20 protein-coding genes are annotated in these 19,545 nt (G+C 61.1%); 11 read left to right on the forward strand and 9 right to left on the reverse strand.

What is annotated here, in order from left to right; genetic code table 11:
• Positions 1-146: 146 nt before the first annotated feature.
• Entirely contained in the window at positions 147-1,178 is a 1,032-nt protein-coding gene (locus HDC30_RS18425; protein WP_183784295.1) for a LacI family DNA-binding transcriptional regulator, read from the reverse strand.
• Between the two features lie 216 nt (positions 1,179-1,394).
• Here HDC30_RS18425 and HDC30_RS18430 point away from each other — a divergent pair, with 216 nt between their 5' ends.
• Positions 1,395-1,928: a gluconokinase gene (locus tag HDC30_RS18430; RefSeq protein WP_027612589.1), complete on the forward strand. Its 534-nt coding sequence runs from the start codon at positions 1,395-1,397 to the stop codon at positions 1,926-1,928.
• Positions 1,929-2,010: 82 nt separating this feature from the next.
• Positions 2,011-3,366 carry a GntP family permease gene (locus tag HDC30_RS18435; protein ID WP_097085886.1) on the forward strand — a complete coding sequence of 452 codons (1,356 nt, stop codon included), beginning with the start codon at positions 2,011-2,013 and terminating at the stop codon, positions 3,364-3,366.
• 177 nt (positions 3,367-3,543) lie between these two features.
• Here HDC30_RS18435 and alaC read toward each other — a convergent pair whose 3' ends face one another.
• Positions 3,544-4,761, reverse strand: coding sequence for an alanine transaminase (gene alaC / locus HDC30_RS18440; RefSeq protein ID WP_183784297.1), 1,218 nt, complete (start codon positions 4,759-4,761; stop codon positions 3,544-3,546).
• A gap of 137 nt (positions 4,762-4,898) precedes the next feature.
• Here alaC and HDC30_RS18445 point away from each other — a divergent pair, with 137 nt between their 5' ends.
• The 3 genes from HDC30_RS18445 to HDC30_RS18455 all read left to right on the forward strand — a co-directional run bounded on the left by HDC30_RS18445 (position 4,899) and on the right by HDC30_RS18455 (position 6,937).
• Complete coding sequence (locus HDC30_RS18445; protein WP_007969355.1) at positions 4,899-5,561, forward strand: LysE family translocator; 663 nt, start codon at positions 4,899-4,901, stop codon at positions 5,559-5,561.
• Positions 5,562-5,629: 68 nt separating this feature from the next.
• A complete protein-coding gene (locus HDC30_RS18450) occupies positions 5,630-6,124 on the forward strand; it encodes a GyrI-like domain-containing protein (protein WP_096795048.1) in 495 nt (164 codons plus the stop codon).
• Between the two features lie 324 nt (positions 6,125-6,448).
• Positions 6,449-6,937: a GNAT family N-acetyltransferase gene (locus HDC30_RS18455; RefSeq protein WP_097085884.1), complete on the forward strand. Its 489-nt coding sequence runs from the start codon at positions 6,449-6,451 to the stop codon at positions 6,935-6,937.
• A gap of 135 nt (positions 6,938-7,072) precedes the next feature.
• Here HDC30_RS18455 and HDC30_RS18460 read toward each other — a convergent pair whose 3' ends face one another.
• Together HDC30_RS18460 and HDC30_RS18465 are read right to left on the reverse strand one after the other, a co-directional pair.
• On the reverse strand, positions 7,073-7,678 hold the full coding sequence (locus tag HDC30_RS18460) for a pyridoxamine 5'-phosphate oxidase family protein (protein WP_095137084.1): 606 nt from the start codon (positions 7,676-7,678) through the stop codon (positions 7,073-7,075).
• 19 nt (positions 7,679-7,697) lie between these two features.
• A complete protein-coding gene (locus HDC30_RS18465) occupies positions 7,698-8,183 on the reverse strand; it encodes an N-acetyltransferase (protein ID WP_183784299.1) in 486 nt (161 codons plus the stop codon).
• 141 nt (positions 8,184-8,324) lie between these two features.
• On the opposite strand from HDC30_RS18465, the gene HDC30_RS18470 reads away from it, so the two are divergent.
• Genes HDC30_RS18470 through HDC30_RS18480 form a run of 3 tightly spaced genes read left to right on the forward strand, consistent with a single transcriptional unit; the run spans position 8,325 to position 10,357 of the window.
• On the forward strand, positions 8,325-8,750 hold the full coding sequence (locus tag HDC30_RS18470; RefSeq protein WP_027612596.1) for a nuclear transport factor 2 family protein: 426 nt from the start codon (positions 8,325-8,327) through the stop codon (positions 8,748-8,750).
• Between the two features lie 40 nt (positions 8,751-8,790).
• Positions 8,791-9,135, forward strand: a complete 345-nt coding sequence (locus HDC30_RS18475; RefSeq protein WP_007969364.1) for a YciI family protein — start codon at positions 8,791-8,793, stop codon at positions 9,133-9,135.
• Positions 9,128-10,357, forward strand: coding sequence for an RNA polymerase sigma factor (locus HDC30_RS18480; RefSeq protein WP_183784301.1), 1,230 nt, complete (start codon positions 9,128-9,130; stop codon positions 10,355-10,357). The genes HDC30_RS18475 and HDC30_RS18480 overlap by 8 nt, the downstream gene beginning before the upstream one ends.
• A gap of 106 nt (positions 10,358-10,463) precedes the next feature.
• On the opposite strand, the gene HDC30_RS18485 is transcribed toward HDC30_RS18480, so the two are convergent.
• Entirely contained in the window at positions 10,464-11,318 is an 855-nt protein-coding gene (locus HDC30_RS18485) for a LysR family transcriptional regulator (RefSeq protein ID WP_134787152.1), read from the reverse strand.
• An 89-nt stretch (positions 11,319-11,407) separates the two neighbouring features.
• On the opposite strand from HDC30_RS18485, the gene HDC30_RS18490 reads away from it, so the two are divergent.
• Positions 11,408-11,845, forward strand: coding sequence for a multidrug/biocide efflux PACE transporter (locus HDC30_RS18490; protein ID WP_183784303.1), 438 nt, complete (start codon positions 11,408-11,410; stop codon positions 11,843-11,845).
• A 170-nt stretch (positions 11,846-12,015) separates the two neighbouring features.
• Here HDC30_RS18490 and HDC30_RS18495 read toward each other — a convergent pair whose 3' ends face one another.
• The gene (locus HDC30_RS18495) at positions 12,016-12,771 is read right to left on the reverse strand and encodes an SDR family NAD(P)-dependent oxidoreductase (protein WP_115989067.1); all 756 of its coding nucleotides are present in this window, start codon (positions 12,769-12,771) and stop codon (positions 12,016-12,018) included.
• 120 nt (positions 12,772-12,891) lie between these two features.
• Between HDC30_RS18495 and HDC30_RS18500 the strand changes: the two genes are divergently transcribed.
• Positions 12,892-13,788 (forward strand): LysR family transcriptional regulator, encoded by an 897-nt coding sequence (locus HDC30_RS18500; protein WP_183784305.1) that lies wholly within the window; start codon positions 12,892-12,894, stop codon positions 13,786-13,788.
• 523 nt (positions 13,789-14,311) lie between these two features.
• Here HDC30_RS18500 and HDC30_RS18505 read toward each other — a convergent pair.
• Together HDC30_RS18505 and HDC30_RS18510 are read right to left on the reverse strand one after the other, a co-directional pair.
• Complete coding sequence (locus HDC30_RS18505) at positions 14,312-15,925, reverse strand: inorganic phosphate transporter (protein WP_003227350.1); 1,614 nt, start codon at positions 15,923-15,925, stop codon at positions 14,312-14,314.
• Positions 15,926-16,174: 249 nt separating this feature from the next.
• Entirely contained in the window at positions 16,175-17,197 is a 1,023-nt protein-coding gene (locus HDC30_RS18510) for a transporter (RefSeq protein WP_183784307.1), read from the reverse strand.
• Between the two features lie 509 nt (positions 17,198-17,706).
• Here HDC30_RS18510 and HDC30_RS18515 point away from each other — a divergent pair.
• Positions 17,707-18,153: a hypothetical protein gene (locus HDC30_RS18515; RefSeq protein ID WP_183784309.1), complete on the forward strand. Its 447-nt coding sequence runs from the start codon at positions 17,707-17,709 to the stop codon at positions 18,151-18,153.
• Between the two features lie 126 nt (positions 18,154-18,279).
• On the opposite strand, the gene HDC30_RS18520 is transcribed toward HDC30_RS18515, so the two are convergent.
• Positions 18,280-19,455: a GAF domain-containing sensor histidine kinase gene (locus HDC30_RS18520; RefSeq protein ID WP_183784311.1), complete on the reverse strand. Its 1,176-nt coding sequence runs from the start codon at positions 19,453-19,455 to the stop codon at positions 18,280-18,282.
• Between the last annotated feature and the right edge of the window lie 90 nt (positions 19,456-19,545).

The following is a 19,545-nucleotide window of genomic DNA, read 5'->3' on the forward strand; positions in this document are numbered from 1 at the left end:
CTCTGCCGAGTGGCATTCACCCTGATGAAGAATCAGGGCGAATACCGATCAGTTTGAGATTCTAGGGTTGCTGAGCAACATAGAATCTCCCACAAGGGGTGAGTTTCAATCCAGCATCTGTGACGCATCACAGAATTCTTGGGTGACTATGTACTCTCGCGAATCTTCAGTTCAAAACCCATATCCTCAACGGGCCGCGCCACGCTGTTGCCCGCCATCAACGTCAACATTTGCTCCGCCGCACGCCGGCCGATCGCCTCGCGTGGGGTGTTGATGCTGCTCAGGCGCGGCACCATGTGTTCGGACATCGGCAAATCGTTGAAGCCGAGAATCGCCACCTGCTCGGGGATCTTGATCCCGTTGCGCAGCGCCTCCAGCAGCGCACCCTGCGCCAGGTCGTCGTTGCCGAAGAAGATCGCATCCACATCCGGATGCGCCGCCAGCAGTTGCAGAAACAGCTCACCGCCAAGGCCCACGGACGAGGAGCGCGGCGTCAGCACTTCCAGATCCGGGTCGTAGCGCCCGGCCTTCTGCAGGGCTTTGCGGAAACCTTCACCGCGCAACAAGGTGCGCTGATCCAGTTGCGCACCGATGTAGGCCAGACGCTTGCGACCGCGCGAGAGCAAATGTTCGGCAGCCGTTTCGCCGGCATTGAGCTGCGAGAAACCCACACAATTCACGCCGGCAGCGCTGTCCAGTTCCATCATGTACACGCAGGGAATATTGCTGGCCTCGATCATCCGCCGCGAACTTTCCGTGCGATCAAACCCGGTCAGCAGCAAACCACGCGGCTGATAAGCCATGTAGTTGCGCAGCAGGTTCTCTTCTTCATCGCGCGAATAGTGGAAGTTGCCGATCAGCACTTCGAAGCCCTTGGGTGTCAGCACCCGATGAATGGCTTCCAGCGTATCGATGAACAACAGGTTGGACAGCGATGGCACCAGCACCACCACTGAATGGCTCTGCGCCGAGGCCAATGCGCGGGCGGCAGGGTTGACCACGTAGTTGAGTTCACTGGCGGCTTTCTGCACTTTTTCCACCAGCTCCGTGGCCACCGTGCTGACTCCGCGCAAGGCGCGGGAGGCGGTAATCGGGCTCACGCCGGCGAGGCGGGCAACTTCATTAAGGGTGGGACGGCCGGTGGTGCGAGTGTTTTTATCGTTTTTAGGGGTGGTCATCGGGCGGCTTGCCAAACAAAAATCAAGGCACTAAGGTAGCGCTGTCCTGATGCAGCTGCAAATGCGTAAGCGAGGTCCTGCCTGATCTTCGCTTTTTGGCGTTGGGAACAAACCTGCTGCAACCCAAAAAAACGACAAGAAGGCGTCGGCAACTTCTGCCTGTGCACTAGAGTCATAGCTAGCAAAGGTAGCGCTGTCTGCGCGCTGAGGTGTTATATGAGTCATCCCATCACCGCCCTGGTCATCATGGGCGTTGCCGGTTGCGGCAAGACGTGCGTCAGCGAGGCCCTGTGCCAATTGAGCGGCGCCACTGCCATTGAAGGCGATACTTTTCATCCGGCCGCCAACATCGAAAAGATGAGCGCGGGGATCCCCCTGAACGACGACGACCGTGCCGGCTGGCTCGACAGCCTGTGCGATGAACTGCGTCGCGTCGATGCATCGGGTAAACGCCCGGTGCTGACCTGCTCTGCCCTTAAACACAGTTATCGCGAAGTGCTACGCAGTGCCTTGCCGGGCCTGGGCTTCGTGTTTCTTGAGCTGACCCCTGAAGTCGCCGCCGACCGCGTATCGCATCGTCCTGGCCACTTTATGCCGGCAACGTTGATCGAAAGCCAGTTCGCCACCCTCGAATCGCCGGTAGGTGAGCCGTTGACCCTGGCGCTGAATGCTTCGATCCACAGCGTTGAAGAACTGGCGGCCCAGGCGCACGTCTGGTGGCAGGCCCACGGTTTGAAACAGGCGGTATGAGTGTGTTGAAAGAGCTAGCGCTGTCCTCACGAATTCTGTTTAACCCGCTTTAATAACAACAACAAGCCAGGAGACACCCCCAATGTTTGGCATGTCCCACGACGCCTACCTGCTGCTCGATGCAGTGGTCACGGTAATCGGCCTGATTATCCTGATCACCAAATTCAAGATTCACCCCTTTATCTCGCTGACCATCGCGGCCGCGTTCCTCGGCCTGACGTCCGGCATGCCGATCGGCACCATCATCAAGGCGTTCCAGGACGGCTTCGGTGGTGTGCTCGGTTTCGTCGGCATCATCCTCGCGCTGGGCACCATGCTCGGCAAAATGATGGCCGAATCCGGTGGTGCCGATCAGATCGCCCAGACACTGATCCGCGCCTTCGGCAAGGACAAAGTGCAGTGGGCAATGATGTTCGCCGCGTTCCTCGTCGGTATCCCGCTGTTCTTCGAAATCGGCTTCGTGCTGCTGATTCCGCTGGTGTTCATCGTTGCCCGCCGCACCGGTGTGTCGATCATCAAGATCGGTATCCCGCTGCTCGCCGGCCTGTCCGCCGTACACGGTCTGGTGCCGCCGCACCCGGGCCCGCTGCTGGCGATCGGGGTGTTCGGCGCCGACATCGGCAAGACCATCCTCTACGGTCTGATCGTTGCGCTGCCGACCGCAATCATCGCCGGTCCGATCTTCGGTACCTTCATCGCCAAGCACATTCCCGGCACGCCGAATCAGGAGCTGGTCGATCAACTGGCCCGTGAAAGCGACGACTCAACCAAGTTGCCGAGCTTCAGCATCACCCTGATCACCGTGCTGCTGCCGGTGTTCCTGATGCTGCTGAAAACCTTCGCTGACGTGGCGCTGCCGGACGGTCACTTCTTCCGCACCTGGATGGACATGATCGGTCACCCGATCTCGGCACTGCTGCTGGCGTTGCTGCTGTCGCTGTACACCTTCGGTCACAAGCAGGGCATCGGTTCGCAGCAGATGCTCAAGTGGCTGGACGCGAGCCTGGCGCCAACCGCCGCGATCATCCTGATCATCGGTGCCGGTGGTGGCTTCAAGCAGATGCTGGTGACCAGTGGTGTGGGCGACGTGATCGGCCACATGGCGGTCAGCGCGCAGATTTCGCCGATCCTGCTGGCGTGGCTGGTGGCGGCGGTGATTCGTATCGCTACCGGTTCGGCCACCGTGGCGACTATCACGGGCGCGGGCATCGTGGTGCCGGTGGTGGGGATGATTCCGGGCGTCAACCGTGAGCTGCTGGTGCTGGCCACCGGTGCCGGGTCGTTGATCCTGTCCCATGTGAACGACGCCGGTTTCTGGCTGGTGAAGCAGTACTTCAACATGACCGTGGCCGAAACCTTCAAGACCTGGACCGCGATGGAAACCATCCTGTCGGTGGTGGGCCTGGGCTTTATCCTGCTGTTGTCGCTGTTCGTTTAAGCGATCACACAGACACAAAAAAACCGCAGTGATGCGGTTTTTTTGTGCGCTGATTTTAGGGTTCACCCAAAACCAATGTGGGAGCGAGCCTGCTCGCGAAGAGGCCATGTCAGACAACCAATATGTTGACTGATAGACCGCTTTCGCGAGCAGGCTCGCTCCCACAGGGGGCAGGTGTCAGGCGCCAGTTTTGGTGACTAAGCCATCCGCCCGGAACATCCCGCGAATCCCGCGCACCGCCTGACGAATCCGGTCCTGGTTCTCGATCAGCGCGAAGCGCACGTGATCATCGCCATACTCACCAAAACCCACCCCCGGCGAGACGCAGACCTTGGCCTCGGCCAGCAGCTTCTTGGCGAATTCCAGCGAACCCAGATGCGCGTACGCCTCGGGAATCTTCGCCCAGACGTACATCGACGCCTTCGGATTCTCGACCATCCAGCCCAGTTCATGCAGGCCTTTGACCAGCACGTTGCGGCGCTGGCGATACTGCTCGGCGATGTCGCGCACGCATTGCTGATCGCCTTCCAGCGCGGCAATCGCCGCCACTTGCAGCGGAGTGAAGGTGCCGTAGTCGTGATAGCTCTTGATCCGCGCCAGGGCGTTGACCAGCTCCGGGTTGCCGACCATGAAACCGATGCGCCAGCCGGCCATGTTGTAGCTCTTGGACAAGGTGAAAAACTCCACCGCAATGTCCTTGGCGCCGGGCACCTGCATGATCGACGGGGCTTTCCAGCCGTCGTAGACGATATCGGCGTAAGCCAGGTCGTGAATCACCAGTACGTCGTACTGCTTGGCGAGGGCGATCACCCGTTCGAAGAAATCCAGCTCCACGCATTGTGCGGTAGGGTTGGACGGGAAACCGAGGATCATCATTTTCGGCTTGGGGATCGAACCGCGAATCGCCCGCTCCAGTTCATCGAAGAAGTCCACGCCCGGCACCAGCGGTACCGAACGCACCTGGGCGCCGGCAATCACCGCGCCGTAGATGTGAATCGGGTAACTCGGGTTCGGCACCAGCACCGTGTCGCCCTGATCCAGGGTGGCCAGCATCAAGTGCGCCAGGCCTTCCTTGGAACCGATGGTGACAATGGCTTCGCTTTCCGGGTCGATATCGACCGCGTAGCGTTCCTTGTACCAGTTGGAAATCGCCCGGCGCAGGCGCGGAATGCCCTTGGAGGTGGAGTAACCGTGGGTGTCTTCGCGTTGTGCCACCTGCACCAGTTTTTCGACGATGTGCGGCGGCGTGGCCCCGTCGGGGTTGCCCATGCTCAAGTCGATGATGTCTTCACCACGACGCCGCGCGGCCATCTTCAGCTCGGCGGTGATGTTGAAAACGTAAGGGGGGAGTCGATCTATGCGCGCAAAGCGGCGCGGCGAACCTTGTTCAGCCATTGTTGCCTCGGATAACGTAAGCGCCCGGAACCGTCCGAGCGACGCTGGTCACTGCGGTGACCTGTGGCGGAAGATAAGGGCAGCGATGGCAGACTGTCCAGCGTGCACGACAATAATTTTTTCCAAGGAAATGCTTAATGGAATTCACCAGCGGCTTCTTGCTGAGCCTTTCGCTGTGCCTGGACATCGGCGTAGCCAACATCGCGATGATCACCCTGGCGATGCAGCGCGGTTACTTTCAGGGCTTCGCGCTGGGCCTCGGCACTTGCGTCGGCGACCTGATCTACGCGGTGCTGGCGCTGGCCGGGATGACCGTGTTGCTGCAGTACGAAAGCGTGCGCTGGGTGCTGTGGATCGGCGGGTCTGCGCTGCTGATCTACTTTGCGGCGAAGATGATCTATTCGGCGATTCACCACGAAGCGCAGTTGGCGGCGACGGCGGAGGTGGGGCAGAACTCCCATCGCAAGGAATTCTTCCGAGGGATCTTCCTCGCTATGTCCTCGCCTAGCGCGATTCTGTGGTTCGCCGCGGTTGGCGGCACCCTGATCGCCCGTTCCGGTGGCGGCGGCCCGCTCAGCTCGGCGCTGTTTCTCGGCGGTTTTCTCTGCGCCGGCCTGCTGTGGTCGGCCGGTCTGTGCTTTGCCGCAAGCCACGGCGGCAAGTTGCTCGGCGACAAGCTATTGCGCTACTCCTACATGGCATCGGCGGCGATCTTCTGCTATTTCGCGGTTTACGTGATCGTATCCGGTTATAACGAGTTCGTTGGCTCCGGCGCTGCCGACCAGTTGCACGCCTTGTGACATTGCGAATCGGGTTTGGCTTCTATACTCAGCAGCCGAACCCCTACTTTTGTTCCAGGAGTCGAGTCATGGATGAGCAAAAACGCGTCGAAGTGGCGGAACCTCGCTTCGAACATGGACACTTCCTGCTGATCGCGGGATTTCGTGGTCGATTTACCCAGGACACTGCCAAGGACATCCCCGCGCTGTGGGAAAAGTTCTTGCCGCACCTGGGAAAGATACAGGGACAAAAAAACGAAGTGACCTACGGCGTCTGTAGCAATTTCGACGGCCAGGGTGGCTTCGATTACATCGCCGGGGTGGAAATCAGCAAGCTCGACGACCTCGACCAGAAGGTTTACCAGTGGGTCGAAGTGCTGCCCCGGCAGTACGCGGTGTTCGAGCACAAGGGACCGCTCGACCAGTTGCCGCAAACCCTGCAATACATCTACAAGACCTGGCTGCCGACCTCTCACTACGTGGAACTGAATGCCCCGGAGCTGGAGCGCTACAGCGCCGATTTCAATCCGCGACTGCACACCGGCAAACTGGAAATCTGCGTGCCGGTCGACAGCAAAGCCTGAACCAATAACGCTGAGGCGGATCGCTGATCCGCCTCATGTTGTTCAACCGCGTTTGCCCTTGCCCAGCCGTCGCGCCCGCAACAGGTCGATGCCCAGGGTGATAAAGCCGAACGTACTGATGCCCAACACCATCAACAGGCCGATTTCAACGCTGCTCATAAGCGGTTACCCCCAAGGGTGATCAGAGACACACCGCAGGAATAGCCCGTCGCCGGCACGAAGAAAAGCGCTTATACGCAGGCTTTACGCCCCCCGCGCGGATCGATATGAACACCTTATTCCTTTATGCTTTGCGCACTTTTCTCCGTTGATTTTCGAGCTGCCATGAACACCGTCATCCGCAACGTCACCGCCGCCGACCTGGATCGCTGCTACGCGATCGAAACCGTTGCCTACGAAGGCGATGAAGCCGCCACTCGCGAGAAGATCGCCACGCGCATCGCCACCTGGCCCGAGGGTTTCATCGTCGCCGAAGTAGACGGCGTAGTAGCCGGGTTCATCAACTCGGGCGCGGCGTTTGATGTGCAGATGTCCGACGAGGCGTTCAAGGAGCTGATCGGTCACGATCCGCAAGGGCCGAACGTGGTGATCATGTCGGTGGTGGTGCACCCGGACTATCAGGGCCAGGGTTTGGCCAAGCGACTGATGGCCGAGTTCATCGAGCGCATGCGCGGGATGGACAAGGCGACGATTCATCTGATGTGCAAGGAGAAGCACATTCCGCTGTACGCCGGGTTCGGCTTTGCCTACATCAAGCCGTCGGAGTCCGACCACGGCGGGATGGCGTGGCACGAGATGATTCTTACTCTCTGATTCAACCCGTTCAAAACTGTGGGAGCGAGCCTGCTCGCGAAGAGGGCGTGTCAACCAACCAATTTGTTGACTGATATGACGCTTTCGCGAGCAGGCTCGCTCCCACAGAGGGTTGTGGCGTTTTGAGTTCCCCGTTCAGTAGAGAGTGTCGCTTACTCTTTTCGGTGCTTCGCGGTCGTAGGTCTCGGCGTCAAACTGCCCGTCATTCAGGCGCTTGTGGAAAGCGCCGGCAGAGGGCAGGGCCGAGCGCGGCAGGTGGGTTTCCGGGTTCCAGGCGTCAGAGCGCACAAAGGCTTTCGAGCAGTGGAAAAACGCTGCCTCTACCGTCACCAGCAACACCGTTTTCGCCGGTTTGCCATTCACCGCAAAGCTTTCCAGCAGCTCAGGATCGGCGCTGATGGTCGCGGTGCCATTGACCCGCAACGTCTCACCAATGCCCGGAATGATGAACAGCAGCGACACCCGAGGATCGTGCAGCACATTGCGCAGGGTATCGATGCGGTTGTTGCCCGGGCGGTCCGGCAGGGCCAGGGTGTTTTGGTCAATGATCCGCACGAACCCGGCTTTGTCACCGCGCGGCGAATTGTCGAGACCGTCGGCGCCCACCGAGCTGACGATCACCAGCGGCGAGAGGCGCACCATCGCCTGATAATCCTCGTTGAGAAAACCGATCTGCTTGCGCACCGCGCGGTCGTGGGGCAGGCCGTAAATAGCTTCCAGTGCTTCGATTGAATCGATCATCTTCTCTCCCTCGATGATTTCAGAAAAACAGCCCCATGCGCCGCTCGTAACCAATTCGGCCCTTGTACGCTTCGCCGCTGTCGACGAAACCGTATCTGGCGTACAGGGCGATCGCCGCGTCGTTATCGGCATCCACCGACAGTTCCAGCCCCTTGATCTCCGGCCATGCTTCACGCGCCACCTCGGGCAACGCTTGCAGGCAGGCCTTGCCGTAACCTTTGCCCTGCGCCCGGTGATCGACCTGCAAGGCGTGCAGGGTGGCGCTGTGTTCATCGGCCCAGTCCGGCAACACCGGTGGGCGCTTGAGCAGCAGAAAAGCCACCGGCACCTGATCGGCCAGCAGCGCGAAACCTTTGACGCCGGGGCCGGGTCTGGACAGCAGCGTGTGCAACGCGCCATGGATGTCGCCGGAGAACTTGATCTGCTCGGGATGGATTTCAATCGCCTCGACCTGCTGACGCTGCAACGCGTTCAGGCTGTCGTACGGCACGAGTTGGGCTGACACGGGAATTTCCTTTTTCCTACAAAAATGAGCCTCGGATTCTAGCGATTTTGTGTTCGGCGGAAATTTTTTGTTTCGTCTGTCGATCCGTACGATGGCCGAACGACTAAGGGTGTCTTCACCACAAAAACCACGGAGAACACCATGAGCGCACAGACTGAAATCCAGACCCTGATCAATACCTACCGCGACGCGGTAATGACCAAGAACGTCGACAAGGTCATGACGTTGTACACCGACGACATCGTCTCCTTCGATGCGATCAAGGCCCTGCAATTCAAGGGCAAAGCGGCCTACCGTGCCCACTGGGAAGCCTGCATGGAGATGTGTTCCGGCCCGCACGTTTTCGAGTTTCACGAGATCGCCATCGAGACCGCCGACAACCTCGCCTTCGCCCATTGGGTGACGCATTGCGGCGGCACCAACGACAAGGGTGAAACCCAGAGCTGCTGGATGCGCGCCACCGCGTGCTATCGGCAGGTCGGCGGGACGTGGAAGATCGCTCACGAGCACTGGTCGGCACCGTTCGATCCGATGAGCGGCAGCACGCTGTTCGATGTGCAACCCTGATCTTCAGCCATAGTTGATCCGTTCGAATCAGGAGAAAACCATGAAGTATTTATGCCTGGTCTACAGCGATGAGCGCCTGCTGCACACCTCGCCCGACAGCCCGGAAGACGCCGAGTGCTGGGCCTACGCCGAGTCGATTCAGGGCAGCGGGCGGATGGTCGCGGCCGAAGCGCTGGAGTCGGTGCAGACTGCGACCACCGTGCGCATGCGCAACGGCAAGCTGTCGATCACCGATGGCCCGTTCGCTGAAACCAAGGAGCAACTGGCCGGGTTTTACCTGATCGATGCCAAGGATCTCAACGAAGCGATTCAGGTCGCCGGTAACATTCCGGCGGCCCGGGTCGGCAGCGTTGAAGTGCGTCCGGTGCGGCAGTTGAATGTCTGAAGTCCGGGCGCGGGTCGAGCAGGTCTATCGCGAAGACTCGCGGCGGATTCTGGCGACCCTGATTCGTCTGCTCGGGGATTTCGACCTCGCCGAAGAAGCCTTGCACGAGGCGTTCTTCGTCGCGGTCGAGCGCTGGCAGCGCGACGGTGTGCCGGACAATCCGCGTACCTGGCTGGTGTCCACCGGGCGCTTCAAGGCCATCGATGTATTGCGCCGGCGCGCCCGGTTCAAGGCCTCGCAGCCGCTGTTGCTGGCGCAGCTCGAAGACCTGGAGCAGGCCGACTGGAGTGGCGAAGACGTGGAAGACGACCGCCTGCGGCTGATCTTCACCTGCTGTCACCCGGCGCTGGCGGCGGATGCGCAAGTGCCGCTGACCCTGCGTGAAGTCTGTGACCTGACCACCGAGGAAATCGCCCGCGCGTTTCTCTCGGCACCGGCGGCGATTGCCCAGCGCATCGTCCGTGCCAAGGCGAAGATTCGCGACGCCAGAATTCCTTATCAAGTACCGAGCCTGAGCGAACTGCCCGAGCGCCTCGACAGCGTGCTGCGGGTGATTTATCTGGTGTTCAACGAAGGCTATTCGGCGTCGATGGGCGCCGAGCTGACCCGCGAAGATCTGACTCGCGAGGCGATTCGGCTTGGGCGGTTGCTGATGGAGTTGCTGCCGGAACCGGAGGTCATGGGCCTGCTGGCGTTGATGTTGTTGCATGAGTCGCGGCGGCCGGCGCGCACGTCGCCCAGTGGAGAATTGATCCTGCTGGACGACCAGGATCGCTCGCGCTGGGATGCCGGGTTGATCGCCGAAGGTTGTGCGCTGGTGGAGCGGGCGCTGACCACGCGGCGATTTGGGCCGTATTGCCTGCAAGCGGCGATTGCCGCGGTGCATGCCGAAGCGCCGTCAGCGGCGGAAACCGATTGGCAGCAGATCGTCGGGCTGTATGACGTGCTGTTGCGCGCGGTACCGTCGCCGGTGATCGAGTTGAACCGCGCAGTGGCGGTGGCCAAGCGCGATGGGGCGCTGGCCGGGCTGACGCTGATCGAGGGGATCCTGGATCGCGGCGAGTTGCAGGATTACCACCTGGCGCATTCGGCGCGGGCGGAATTTTGTCGGCAGTTGGGCCGGGTGGAGCAGGCGCGGGCGGCGTACTTGCGAGCACTGGAACTGACCCGGCAAGAGCCGGAGCGGCGGTTTATCGAGGGGCGGCTGAGCGAACTGGAATGATCCGAGGAATTCATTGGCAATACTGGCCCCTTCGCGAGCAAGCCCGCTCCCACAGGTGAGCGCATTCCAACTGTGGGAGCGAGCCTGCTCGCGAATGGGCGCGCCGCTATTCCAGCATCTTGCTCAGCAACCAGCTCCCCGCCGGCCCCGGCGGATACAGCCGCGACCACAACGCATCGACATACACCGGCCGCGGCCAGCCGCGCACCGTCAGTTCCACCAGCGAGCCATTACCGAAACGCGCCACCAGCCAGCGCGGCAGCGCCGCCCAGCCAAAGCCCATCTCCGCCATTTCCATCAGCATCAGGTAACTCGGCGCCGACCACACCCGGCCCTTCGCCCGGCTGTCGTAGGGATTGACGATGGTCGCCAGGCGCAACTCGCGATGCTGCTCCAGCACCTGCTGGTCGACCCGTTCGACACGGGTCAGCACATGATCATCTTTGACGAACAGCGCCAGGTCAGTGCGCTCGGCGACGGTCGAGGTCACCAGATCCGGTGGATAGGTGTCCTGCATTTCGGCAAACGCCAGGTGCGCGCGGCCACGCTGGACCAACTCGATCAGGTCGTCACACTCGGCGATCAGGCATTCCAGTTCCAGGTCCGGATAACGCTGCTCGAAGCCGACCAGTGCCGCTTCAAATCGCGCTGACTGGTAGGTGTCGGAAATCGCCACGGTCAGCTTCGGCTCAACGCCTTGGGCCAGTTGCCGGGCGCTCATTTCCATACGACTGGTGGCCGCCAGAATCGCCTCGGCCCGTTGCAGCATCACATGGCCAGCCGGGGTCAGCGTCGGTTTGCGGCTGCTGCGGTCGAACAGAATCAGATCCAGATCGATCTCCAGGCTGGCCACTGCGGCACTGATGGTTGACTGACTGCGCCCCAGCTTGCGCGCCGCTGCCGAAAACGAACCCTGAGTGGCCGCTTGCACGAACGCCAACAGCACTTCTTGCGAAGCCATGAACTATCGCCTTGATCGATGGTTATTGGTTATGAAGTATCGGTGTGGTGGCCGATCATGGCAACCCTCTTCACTCAAGGAGTCAGGCCATGACTGGCAACAAATCCATCACTGAACGTATCTTCCAGGCCATCGGTTTCGAGTGTCTGGCGATCTTGATCTGTACCCCGTTACTGGCGTGGATCATGGACAAACCGCTGCTGGACATGGGCGCGGTGACCGTGCTGATTGCCCTGCTGGCGCTGGCGTGGAACGTGCTGTTCAACGGCTTTTTCGACCGCATGCTCAAGCGCCTGAACATCGCGCACAACGCCTGGACCCGGGTGGTCCATGCGCTGCTGTTTGAGGGCGGATTGATCGTGATGGGCGTGCCGCTGATTGCCTGGTGGTTGTCGGTCAGCCTGTGGCAGGCGTTCTTGCTCGACATCGGCGTTCTGCTGTTTTTCCTGCCGTACACCTATGTGTATCACTGGGGCTATGACGTGGTGCGCGAGCGCCTCGTGACCCGCCGGGTATGCGCGGGATAAGCACAACCTGTGGCTAATGCAAAACCTGTGGCGAGGGGATTTATCCCCGATGGGGCGCGTAGCGGCCCTTCTTTTTATCCAGAAAAGAAGGGCCTGCTGCGCAGTCCATCGGGGATAAATCCCCTCGCCACAGAGGCTCTCACCAAGAAAGTTTTTAGTGAATGGGGGATTTAAAGGAACATCCCGCCCGACGCCTCGACCCTCTGCCCGTTGATCCACTGCGCACCCGGCGCCAGCAGCATCGACAGCGCACCCCCAATATCATCCGGTTGCCCGGCGCGGCCCAGTGCGGTGTTGCTCGCAACCATCGCGTTCAACGCGGCGTTGTCGCGCACCGCACCGCCGCCAAAGTCGGTCTCGATGGCGCCCGGCGCCAGTGTGTTCACGCCGATCTGCCGCGCGCCCAGCTCCTTGGCCTGATAGCGGGTCAGCACTTCCATCGCGCCTTTCATCGCCGCGTAGGCGGCATAGCCCGGCAGGCTGAAGCGGGTCAGGCCGCTGGAAATGTTGATGATGCGCCCGCCGTCATTGATCAGCGGCAGCAGTTGCTGAGTCAGGAAGAACGGCCCTTTGAGCTGGATATTCATCAGCAGGTCGAACTGTTCCGGGGTGGTCTCGGCGAACGCCGCGTGCACACCGATCCCGGCGTTGTTGATCAGGAAGTCGAAGCGCGGACGATCAAAGTGCTGCAACGCCTGCTCAACCCGCGAAGCGAAATCGGCAAAGGTTTCGCTGCGACCGACGTCCAGTTGCAGCATCACGGCTTTGGCGCCGCGTTGTTCCAGTTCAGCCACCAGCGCCTGGGCTTCATCGGCTCGGCTGTTGTAGGTGCCGATGATGTCCACGCCTTCGGCGGCGAGGTGCAGGGCGGCGTTCTTGCCCAGGCCACGGCTGGCACCGGTGATCAATGCGATTTTGCGGCTCATGTGAAATCCTCGATTGCGTTGAGTGGTGATGAGCAAAGTTTATTTATCCGCCATGGGGTGATAAACAGACTGAAACCGGAATCACTGATCGACTCAGCCGAACAATCAACGGGTGTCCTCATGAACAAACTGGAACTGCTGCGCACCTTCGTCCGGGTCAGCGAACTGTCGAGTTTCACCCTGGCCGGCGAGAGTCTCGGGTTGCCGCGCTCGACGGTTTCCGAACATGTCCAGGCCCTGGAAACCCTGCTCGGCACCCGCCTGCTGCAACGCACCACGCGCAAGGTGCAGGCGACTCAGGACGGTCTGGTGTTGTACGAGCGCAGCAAGGATCTGCTGTCACACATGGATGAGATCGAGGGGCTGTTTCGGCAGGATCCGGCCTCGCTGAGCGGGCGGATTCGTGTCGACATGCCGAACATCCTCGCGCGGCGCCTGATCATGCCGCTGCTGCCGGAGTTCATGGCGCGCCACCCGAATCTGGAACTGGAAATCAGCAGCACCGACCGCCGTGTCGATCTGCTCAGCGAGGGTTTCGATTGCGTGGTGCGCATCGGCGCGCAGCCGGATCAATCGGTGGTGGCGCGGCACTTGGGCGACTTCCCGATGATCAACTGCGCCAGCCCGGCGTACCTTCAGCGCTACGGCGTGCCGCAGACGCTGGAGGATCTGGCGCAGCATCGGCTGGTGCACTACGTCGGCGTGCTCGGTTCGCGCTCGGAAGGGTTTGTGTATGAACAGGACGGACAGGTGCGGCGATTGCCGATGGCTGGCAGCGTCACGGTCAACAGCACCGATGCTTACGAGTCGGCCTGTCTGGGCGGCTTCGGCCTGATCCAGGTGCCGCGCACCGGCATGCAGCCCCATCTGGACACCGGTGAGCTGCTGACTGTGCTGCCGCAGTTCACCGCGCCGGCGATGGCGATTTCAATCCTGTATGCACGGCAACGGCATTTGCCGCTGCGGGTGCGGGTGTTCATGGAGTGGTTGGGCGATGTCATCCGTTCCACTCTCTAATGCCTGACACAAATCAAACTGTGGGAGTGGGCTTGCCCACGAAGAGGCCGGCCCATTCAGCATCATTGTTGACTGACCTGACGCCTTCGCGAGCAAGCCCGCTCCCACAGGGGTGGCGGTGGGTGAAGTATTCGGGGCTGGTCGCGATCCAGGGTGGGAGTGGGCTTGCCCACGAAGAGGCCGGCCCATTCAGCATCGATGTTGACTGATCTGACGCCTTCGCGAGCAAGCCCGCTCCCACAGGGGTGGGCGGTGGGTGAAGTATTCGGGGCTGGTCGCGATCCAGGGTGGGAGTGGGCTTGCCCACGAAGAGGCCGGCCCATTCAGATCATTGTTGACTGACCTGACGCTTTCGCGAGCAAGCCCGCTCCCACAGGGGTGGGCGGTGGTTGAAGTATTCGGGGCTGGTCGCGATCCAGGGTGGGAGTGGGCTTGCTCACGAAGAGGCCGGCCCATTCAGCATCATTGTTGACTGACCTGACGCTTTCGCGAGCAAGCCAGCTCCCACAGGGATCTAAGTCGATCAGAAGATCTGGGTGAACAGCCAGTACAGGCTGCCCGACAGCAGAATCGCCGCCGGCAAGGTCAGCACCCACGCCATCAGCAGATTGCGGATGGTCTTCATCTGCAAACCACCGCCATTGGCGACCATGGTGCCGGCCACGCCCGATGACAGCACGTGGGTGGTCGACACCGGCAAACCGAACATGTCCGCCGCGCCGATGGTCAGCATCGCCACGGTTTCCGCTGAGGCGCCCTGGGCATAGGTCAGGTGGGTCTTGCCGATTTTTTCGCCGACTGTCACCACAATCCGTTTCCAGCCGACCATGGTGCCGAGGCCCAGAGCGATGGCCACCGCAATCTTCACCCACAACGGAATAAAGCGCGTGGCGTTGTCGATCTGCTGTTTGAACAGTTGCAGTTTGTCAGTAGTGTCGGCGTCGAAATTGCCGACCTTGTTTTTGTCCATCAGGCGAATGCTTTCGCTGGCCAGGTACATGTCGTTACGCACGTTGCCCATGGCCTCGGCCGGGACTTTCGACAGCGAGCCATAGCCTTTCACCTCTTCGCCAATATGCCCGGTGAGAGCGGCGAGGGCGGGGATCAGTTGCGGCGTGGCTTGCTTGCTGCGCACGTAATCGGACAGTACCGGACGCGGATCCACCGGGGCTGGCAGCGGGGTGTTTTTCACCAGCGCTTGCTGGGTGACTTCGGCGACGGCAGCGAATTGCAGCGCCTGATCGGCGGGCATGGTGCGGTTCAACGCGTAAGCCATCGGCAAGGTGCCAACCAGAATCAGCATGATCAGGCCCATGCCTTTCTGCCCGTCGTTGGAGCCGTGGGCGAAAGACACACCGGTGCAGGTGGCGATCAGCAAACCGCGAATCCACCACGGTGGCGGGTTGTTGCCTTCCGGCGCCTTGTACAGCGCGCGATTCTTGATGAAGGCGCGCATGGCCAGCAGCAACAGCGCCGCGCAGCCGAAGCCCACCAGCGGTGACAGCAGCAGGGCGTAACCGATCTTGGTCGCCTGCGCCCAGTCCACGCCGCTGGTACCGTCGCGCCCGTGCATCAAGGCATTGGCCACGCCGACGCCGATGATCGAACCGATCAGGGTGTGGGAAGAGGAGGCCGGCAGGCCCAGCCACCAGGTGCCGAGGTTCCACAGGATCGCCGCGATCAGCAAGGCGAAGATCATCGCGAAACCGGCGGACGAACCGACCTGCAGAATCAGCTCCACCGGCAGCAGGGCGATGATGCCGAACGCCACGGCGCCGCTGGACAGCAACACCCCGAGGAAGTTGAAGAAGCCCGACCAGACCACCGCCACATTCGGCGGCAGCGAGTGCGTATAGATCACCGTCGCGACCGCGTTGGCGGTGTCGTGGAAACCGTTGACGAACTCAAAGCCCAGCGCAATCAGCAGCGCTACGCCGAGCAGCAGGAACGGGGTCCAGGTGGTGACAGTGGTGCCCAACTCGTGCATGTCGTGCATCAGGCTGTAAGCGGTGAACAGCATCCCCATCGCGAGCACCGCGAAAAAGATCACGTAGGTGAACGGGCCGGTTTTCTTGTCGAGGGCTGGCCTGCCGCTGGGGGCAGAGGCTTGGCGGGCGGTCAGGGAGGGAGTAGCCATGAGCGGACAATCCTGAGCGAGGGAAGGAGTGTCGGTCATGATCGTTGCTAAATATTACAGAGAGACTGCGGCAGGTCAGTGTTTGGCTGAATAACCAGACCACCGATCTGAAGGTCAATGAGGTCCCCTGTGGGAGCGAGCCTGCTCGCGAAGACGGCGTGTCAGTCATCGTCATTGTTGAATGACAGATCGCATTCGCGAGCAGGCTCGCTCCCACAGGGGAACTGTGCTGGACATCAAGTTTGGTGGTTAGTAATCCCCACGCTTGCGAAACGCCCAGCGCCCGGCAATCACGGTAAACGTCGCGACCAGCGCCACCAGAATCCAGAACCCCTCGGGATCCGTCGCCAGTGGCACTCCCCCCACGTTCATGCCAAAGAAACCGGCAATGATGTTGATCGGCAACGCCAGCACCGTGACCACGGTCAAGGTGAACAGGGTGCGGTTGCTCTGTTCGTTGAGGTTGGCGGCGATTTCTTCCTGGAGCAGTTTGATCCGCTCGCCGAGGGCGGTGAGGTCGTTGATGATCAGCGCGAACTCCTCGGTGGATTTGCGCAGCTCCTTGACGTCCTCCTTCTGCAGCCATGGCGGAGGACGATTGAGCAGGCGCAGCAAGGATCCCGGCTCCAGCGCCAGCAGCCGTTGCAGGCGCACCAGCACCCGGCGATTGGCGCCGAGTTCGGCGCGGTTGGTCGACAGCCGTGAGGAGAGCAATTCGTCCTCGACCTGATCGACGCTCATGCTGGTCTTGCGCACGATCTGCGTCAGCACTTCGCCCTGATCGCGCAGCAGATGCACCAGCAGTTCCGACGGTGAGCGAAAGCATTCGCCGGCCTTCACCGACGAACGCAATTTGTCCACCGAGTGCAGCGGTTGCAGGCGTGCGCTGACGATCAGTTTGCTGCGCACACAGACCCACAGCGTCGACACGTCCGAGGACACCATGCTGCTGAGGTTGAACACCACGTCGTTGACCACTGCCAGCAACGCCGAGTCCACGTGCTCGATGCGCGTCGAGCGCGAACCTTCGTGCAGCGCCTCGAAGAATTCTTCGGGCAATTGCAGATGACTTTTCATCCAGCGCTCGCACGCGGCGTGCGCCAGGTTCAGGTGCAGCCAGAGGAATTCATCACTGTCGCTGTCGTCTTGCAGACAACGCAGGGCGGTCGCCGAATCGACTTCGCGGCCACGTTCACCGGGACGAAAACGGAAGCCGTAAAGCAAACCGAACAAATCAGGATCGCGATGACTGAGGTCGAGGCTGTGGTTCATGGAGGCTCGCTGCGAGGAGGGCGCGTCGGTCGCGGAATGGCAGGTTCACTGAGCCGCATCATCGCAACCGCACATGACGTTGGCGTGACTGCAAAATGACAGCGACCCGGTTCATCCACTGGTAACCCTGTGGGAGGGGGCTTGCTCCCGAATGCGGATGATCATTGAGTGATGATGTGGATGACACGCCGCTTTCGCGAGCAAGCCCGCTCCCACCCTGGGCCAGAGTCGATCGCAGCCTCCTAATTCACCTGCCAATGGCGGATTCTCTTCAAGAAGCGCTCTGGTACGCCGATCACGCCTGGTTACGTTAGTCATGCAGAGCGCATTCACAGCATCACCCAGATGCGTGGTGAGATTGCCATTGCCGCCACGGTGATCCGTCGCCTGAGCGCCTGACGTCAGCCGACGTGTACCGGTTCGGTTACCGAGTCGGTACACAGTCGATCTCAAATCCGTGCGACTGCCGCCGATGGCCGGTTATCTAAAACCGGCATTGGAGCCAGCCCATGGTCAGCATCACCTCCGTTTCGATCAATCAGACCGTCAGCACCGCCACCAGCAAAACCAGGATCAGCGACGCTAGCGACGACACTTCGACCCCTGCAACCAGCAGCGCGGGCGTCAGCGCCGACACCAGCAAAGTGGCGGCTGGCGGGGGCGCGGCTCCGGCAGGCGACAGCAGTTCCGACAGCAGCGGTGAATCGGATTCGGTGAAAGCACTGCGCAAGCAGATCGCCGAGCTGCAAAAGCAATTGCAGGAACAGCAGCAGGCGCTGCAAGCGGCTCAGGCCAAGCAGGAAGACGCTGATGCCAAGGCTGCCGACGTGGCGTCCGCCGAGTCGCATATCTCCAGCACTTCGGCTTCGTTGCAGACGGCCACGGCGGCGTTGTTGCAGGCGTTGCAAGAGTCGGGCGGAAGCACTTCGGGCTCGCTGGTCAGCACTTCGGCTTAAGCATCACCGCAATGCTTTTGTGGGAGCGGGCTTGCTCGCGAATGCGGTGTAACAGTTACCGAAAATATTGACTGACACGACGCCTTCGCGAGCAAGCCCGCTCCCACAGGGGATTTGTGGTGTGTCTTAGATTGTGGGCAGGCTGAAGGTGAACAGCGTGCCGCTCTGTGCGGTGGACGCCACATGCAAATGCCCGCCATGGGACTGGGCGATCTGGCTGGCGATGTACAGCCCCAGACCGAGCCCGGCCTGGGGCGCGTTGCCGGTCGGGCGCGAGTAAGGCTGGAACAGATGCGGCAGGATCGCCTCGGGAATATGCCCCAGGTTTTTCACCGCCAGCATCAACGCACCGTGCTCAACCTGGGCGATCACTTCGATATCCCCATCCGGGTCGCCATGGGCCACGGCATTGGCCAGCAGGTTCGACAGCAGTTGAGCGATCCGCGCCCGGTCGCAGGGCACACCCTGCAAGTCGCCGATGGACGCACGAATCGTGCGCTGCGGATGCACGTTGCGAATCTCCATCACCACTTGCTGTACGGCTTCGGTCAAATCCGCGCAGGGCTGGATATCCACTGGAATGCCCTTGCCCAACCGTCCGCGAGCAAAGTCGAGCACGTCATCCACCAACCGCGTCGCCCTTTGCGCACTGCCAAGGATATGGCGTACCCGCATTTCGATGGCCGGATCCGGATGCTTGCGCAGAAGCATTTCGGCGCCGGCGCTGATGGCGAACAACGGGTTGCGCAAGTCGTGGCCGAGCACGGCGATGAACTGTTCGCGCAACTCGGCGGTTTCGCGTTCCTGCAACAACGCGGTTTCGGTGCGCTGCGCGTTTTCCTCGGCTTCGATCTGCAACGCGAGCATCCGCGCGAACGACTCCATGGTGCTTTGGATGCTGCTGGACTTGAGTTGCGCGGGGTTCGGATCGAGCGCGCAGATCGTGCCGAAAAACCGTCCGTCAGTGCGGAACACCGGCACCGAGATATAGCTCTCGAATTTGTACAGGCGCGGGGTGTGATGATCGCGGTAGAGCGGGTCTTCGCTGGCCTTGTCGATCACCACCGAGGTGTGCGCAGCACGGATTTCGTGGCACAGCGTGGTGACCACATCCAGCTCGCCACCAACCTGCAGGCCGAAATCCAGCTGATCGAGGACCGCGCAGGCTGTCCACGAATCCTCGGTAACCCGCGCTACGGCGGCAAAGCGCAGGCCGGTCAGTTCGCGGATCACCTGAAGGATCGCCGGAACCGCGCTGATCCGTCCGATTGTCGCGATGTCTGCTGCCGCTGTCTGCCTCATGCCCATCGTTCTCGGCTGCAATCGTTATCTGATGGTCGCCATACTAGCGGTCTGATGGCGGTTTTGGCATCCCTTCAGGCTGCATCCGCG

The organism is Pseudomonas sp. JAI115 (assembly GCF_014200835.1).
Classification (GTDB): Bacteria; Pseudomonadota; Gammaproteobacteria; order Pseudomonadales; family Pseudomonadaceae; genus Aquipseudomonas; species Aquipseudomonas putida_A.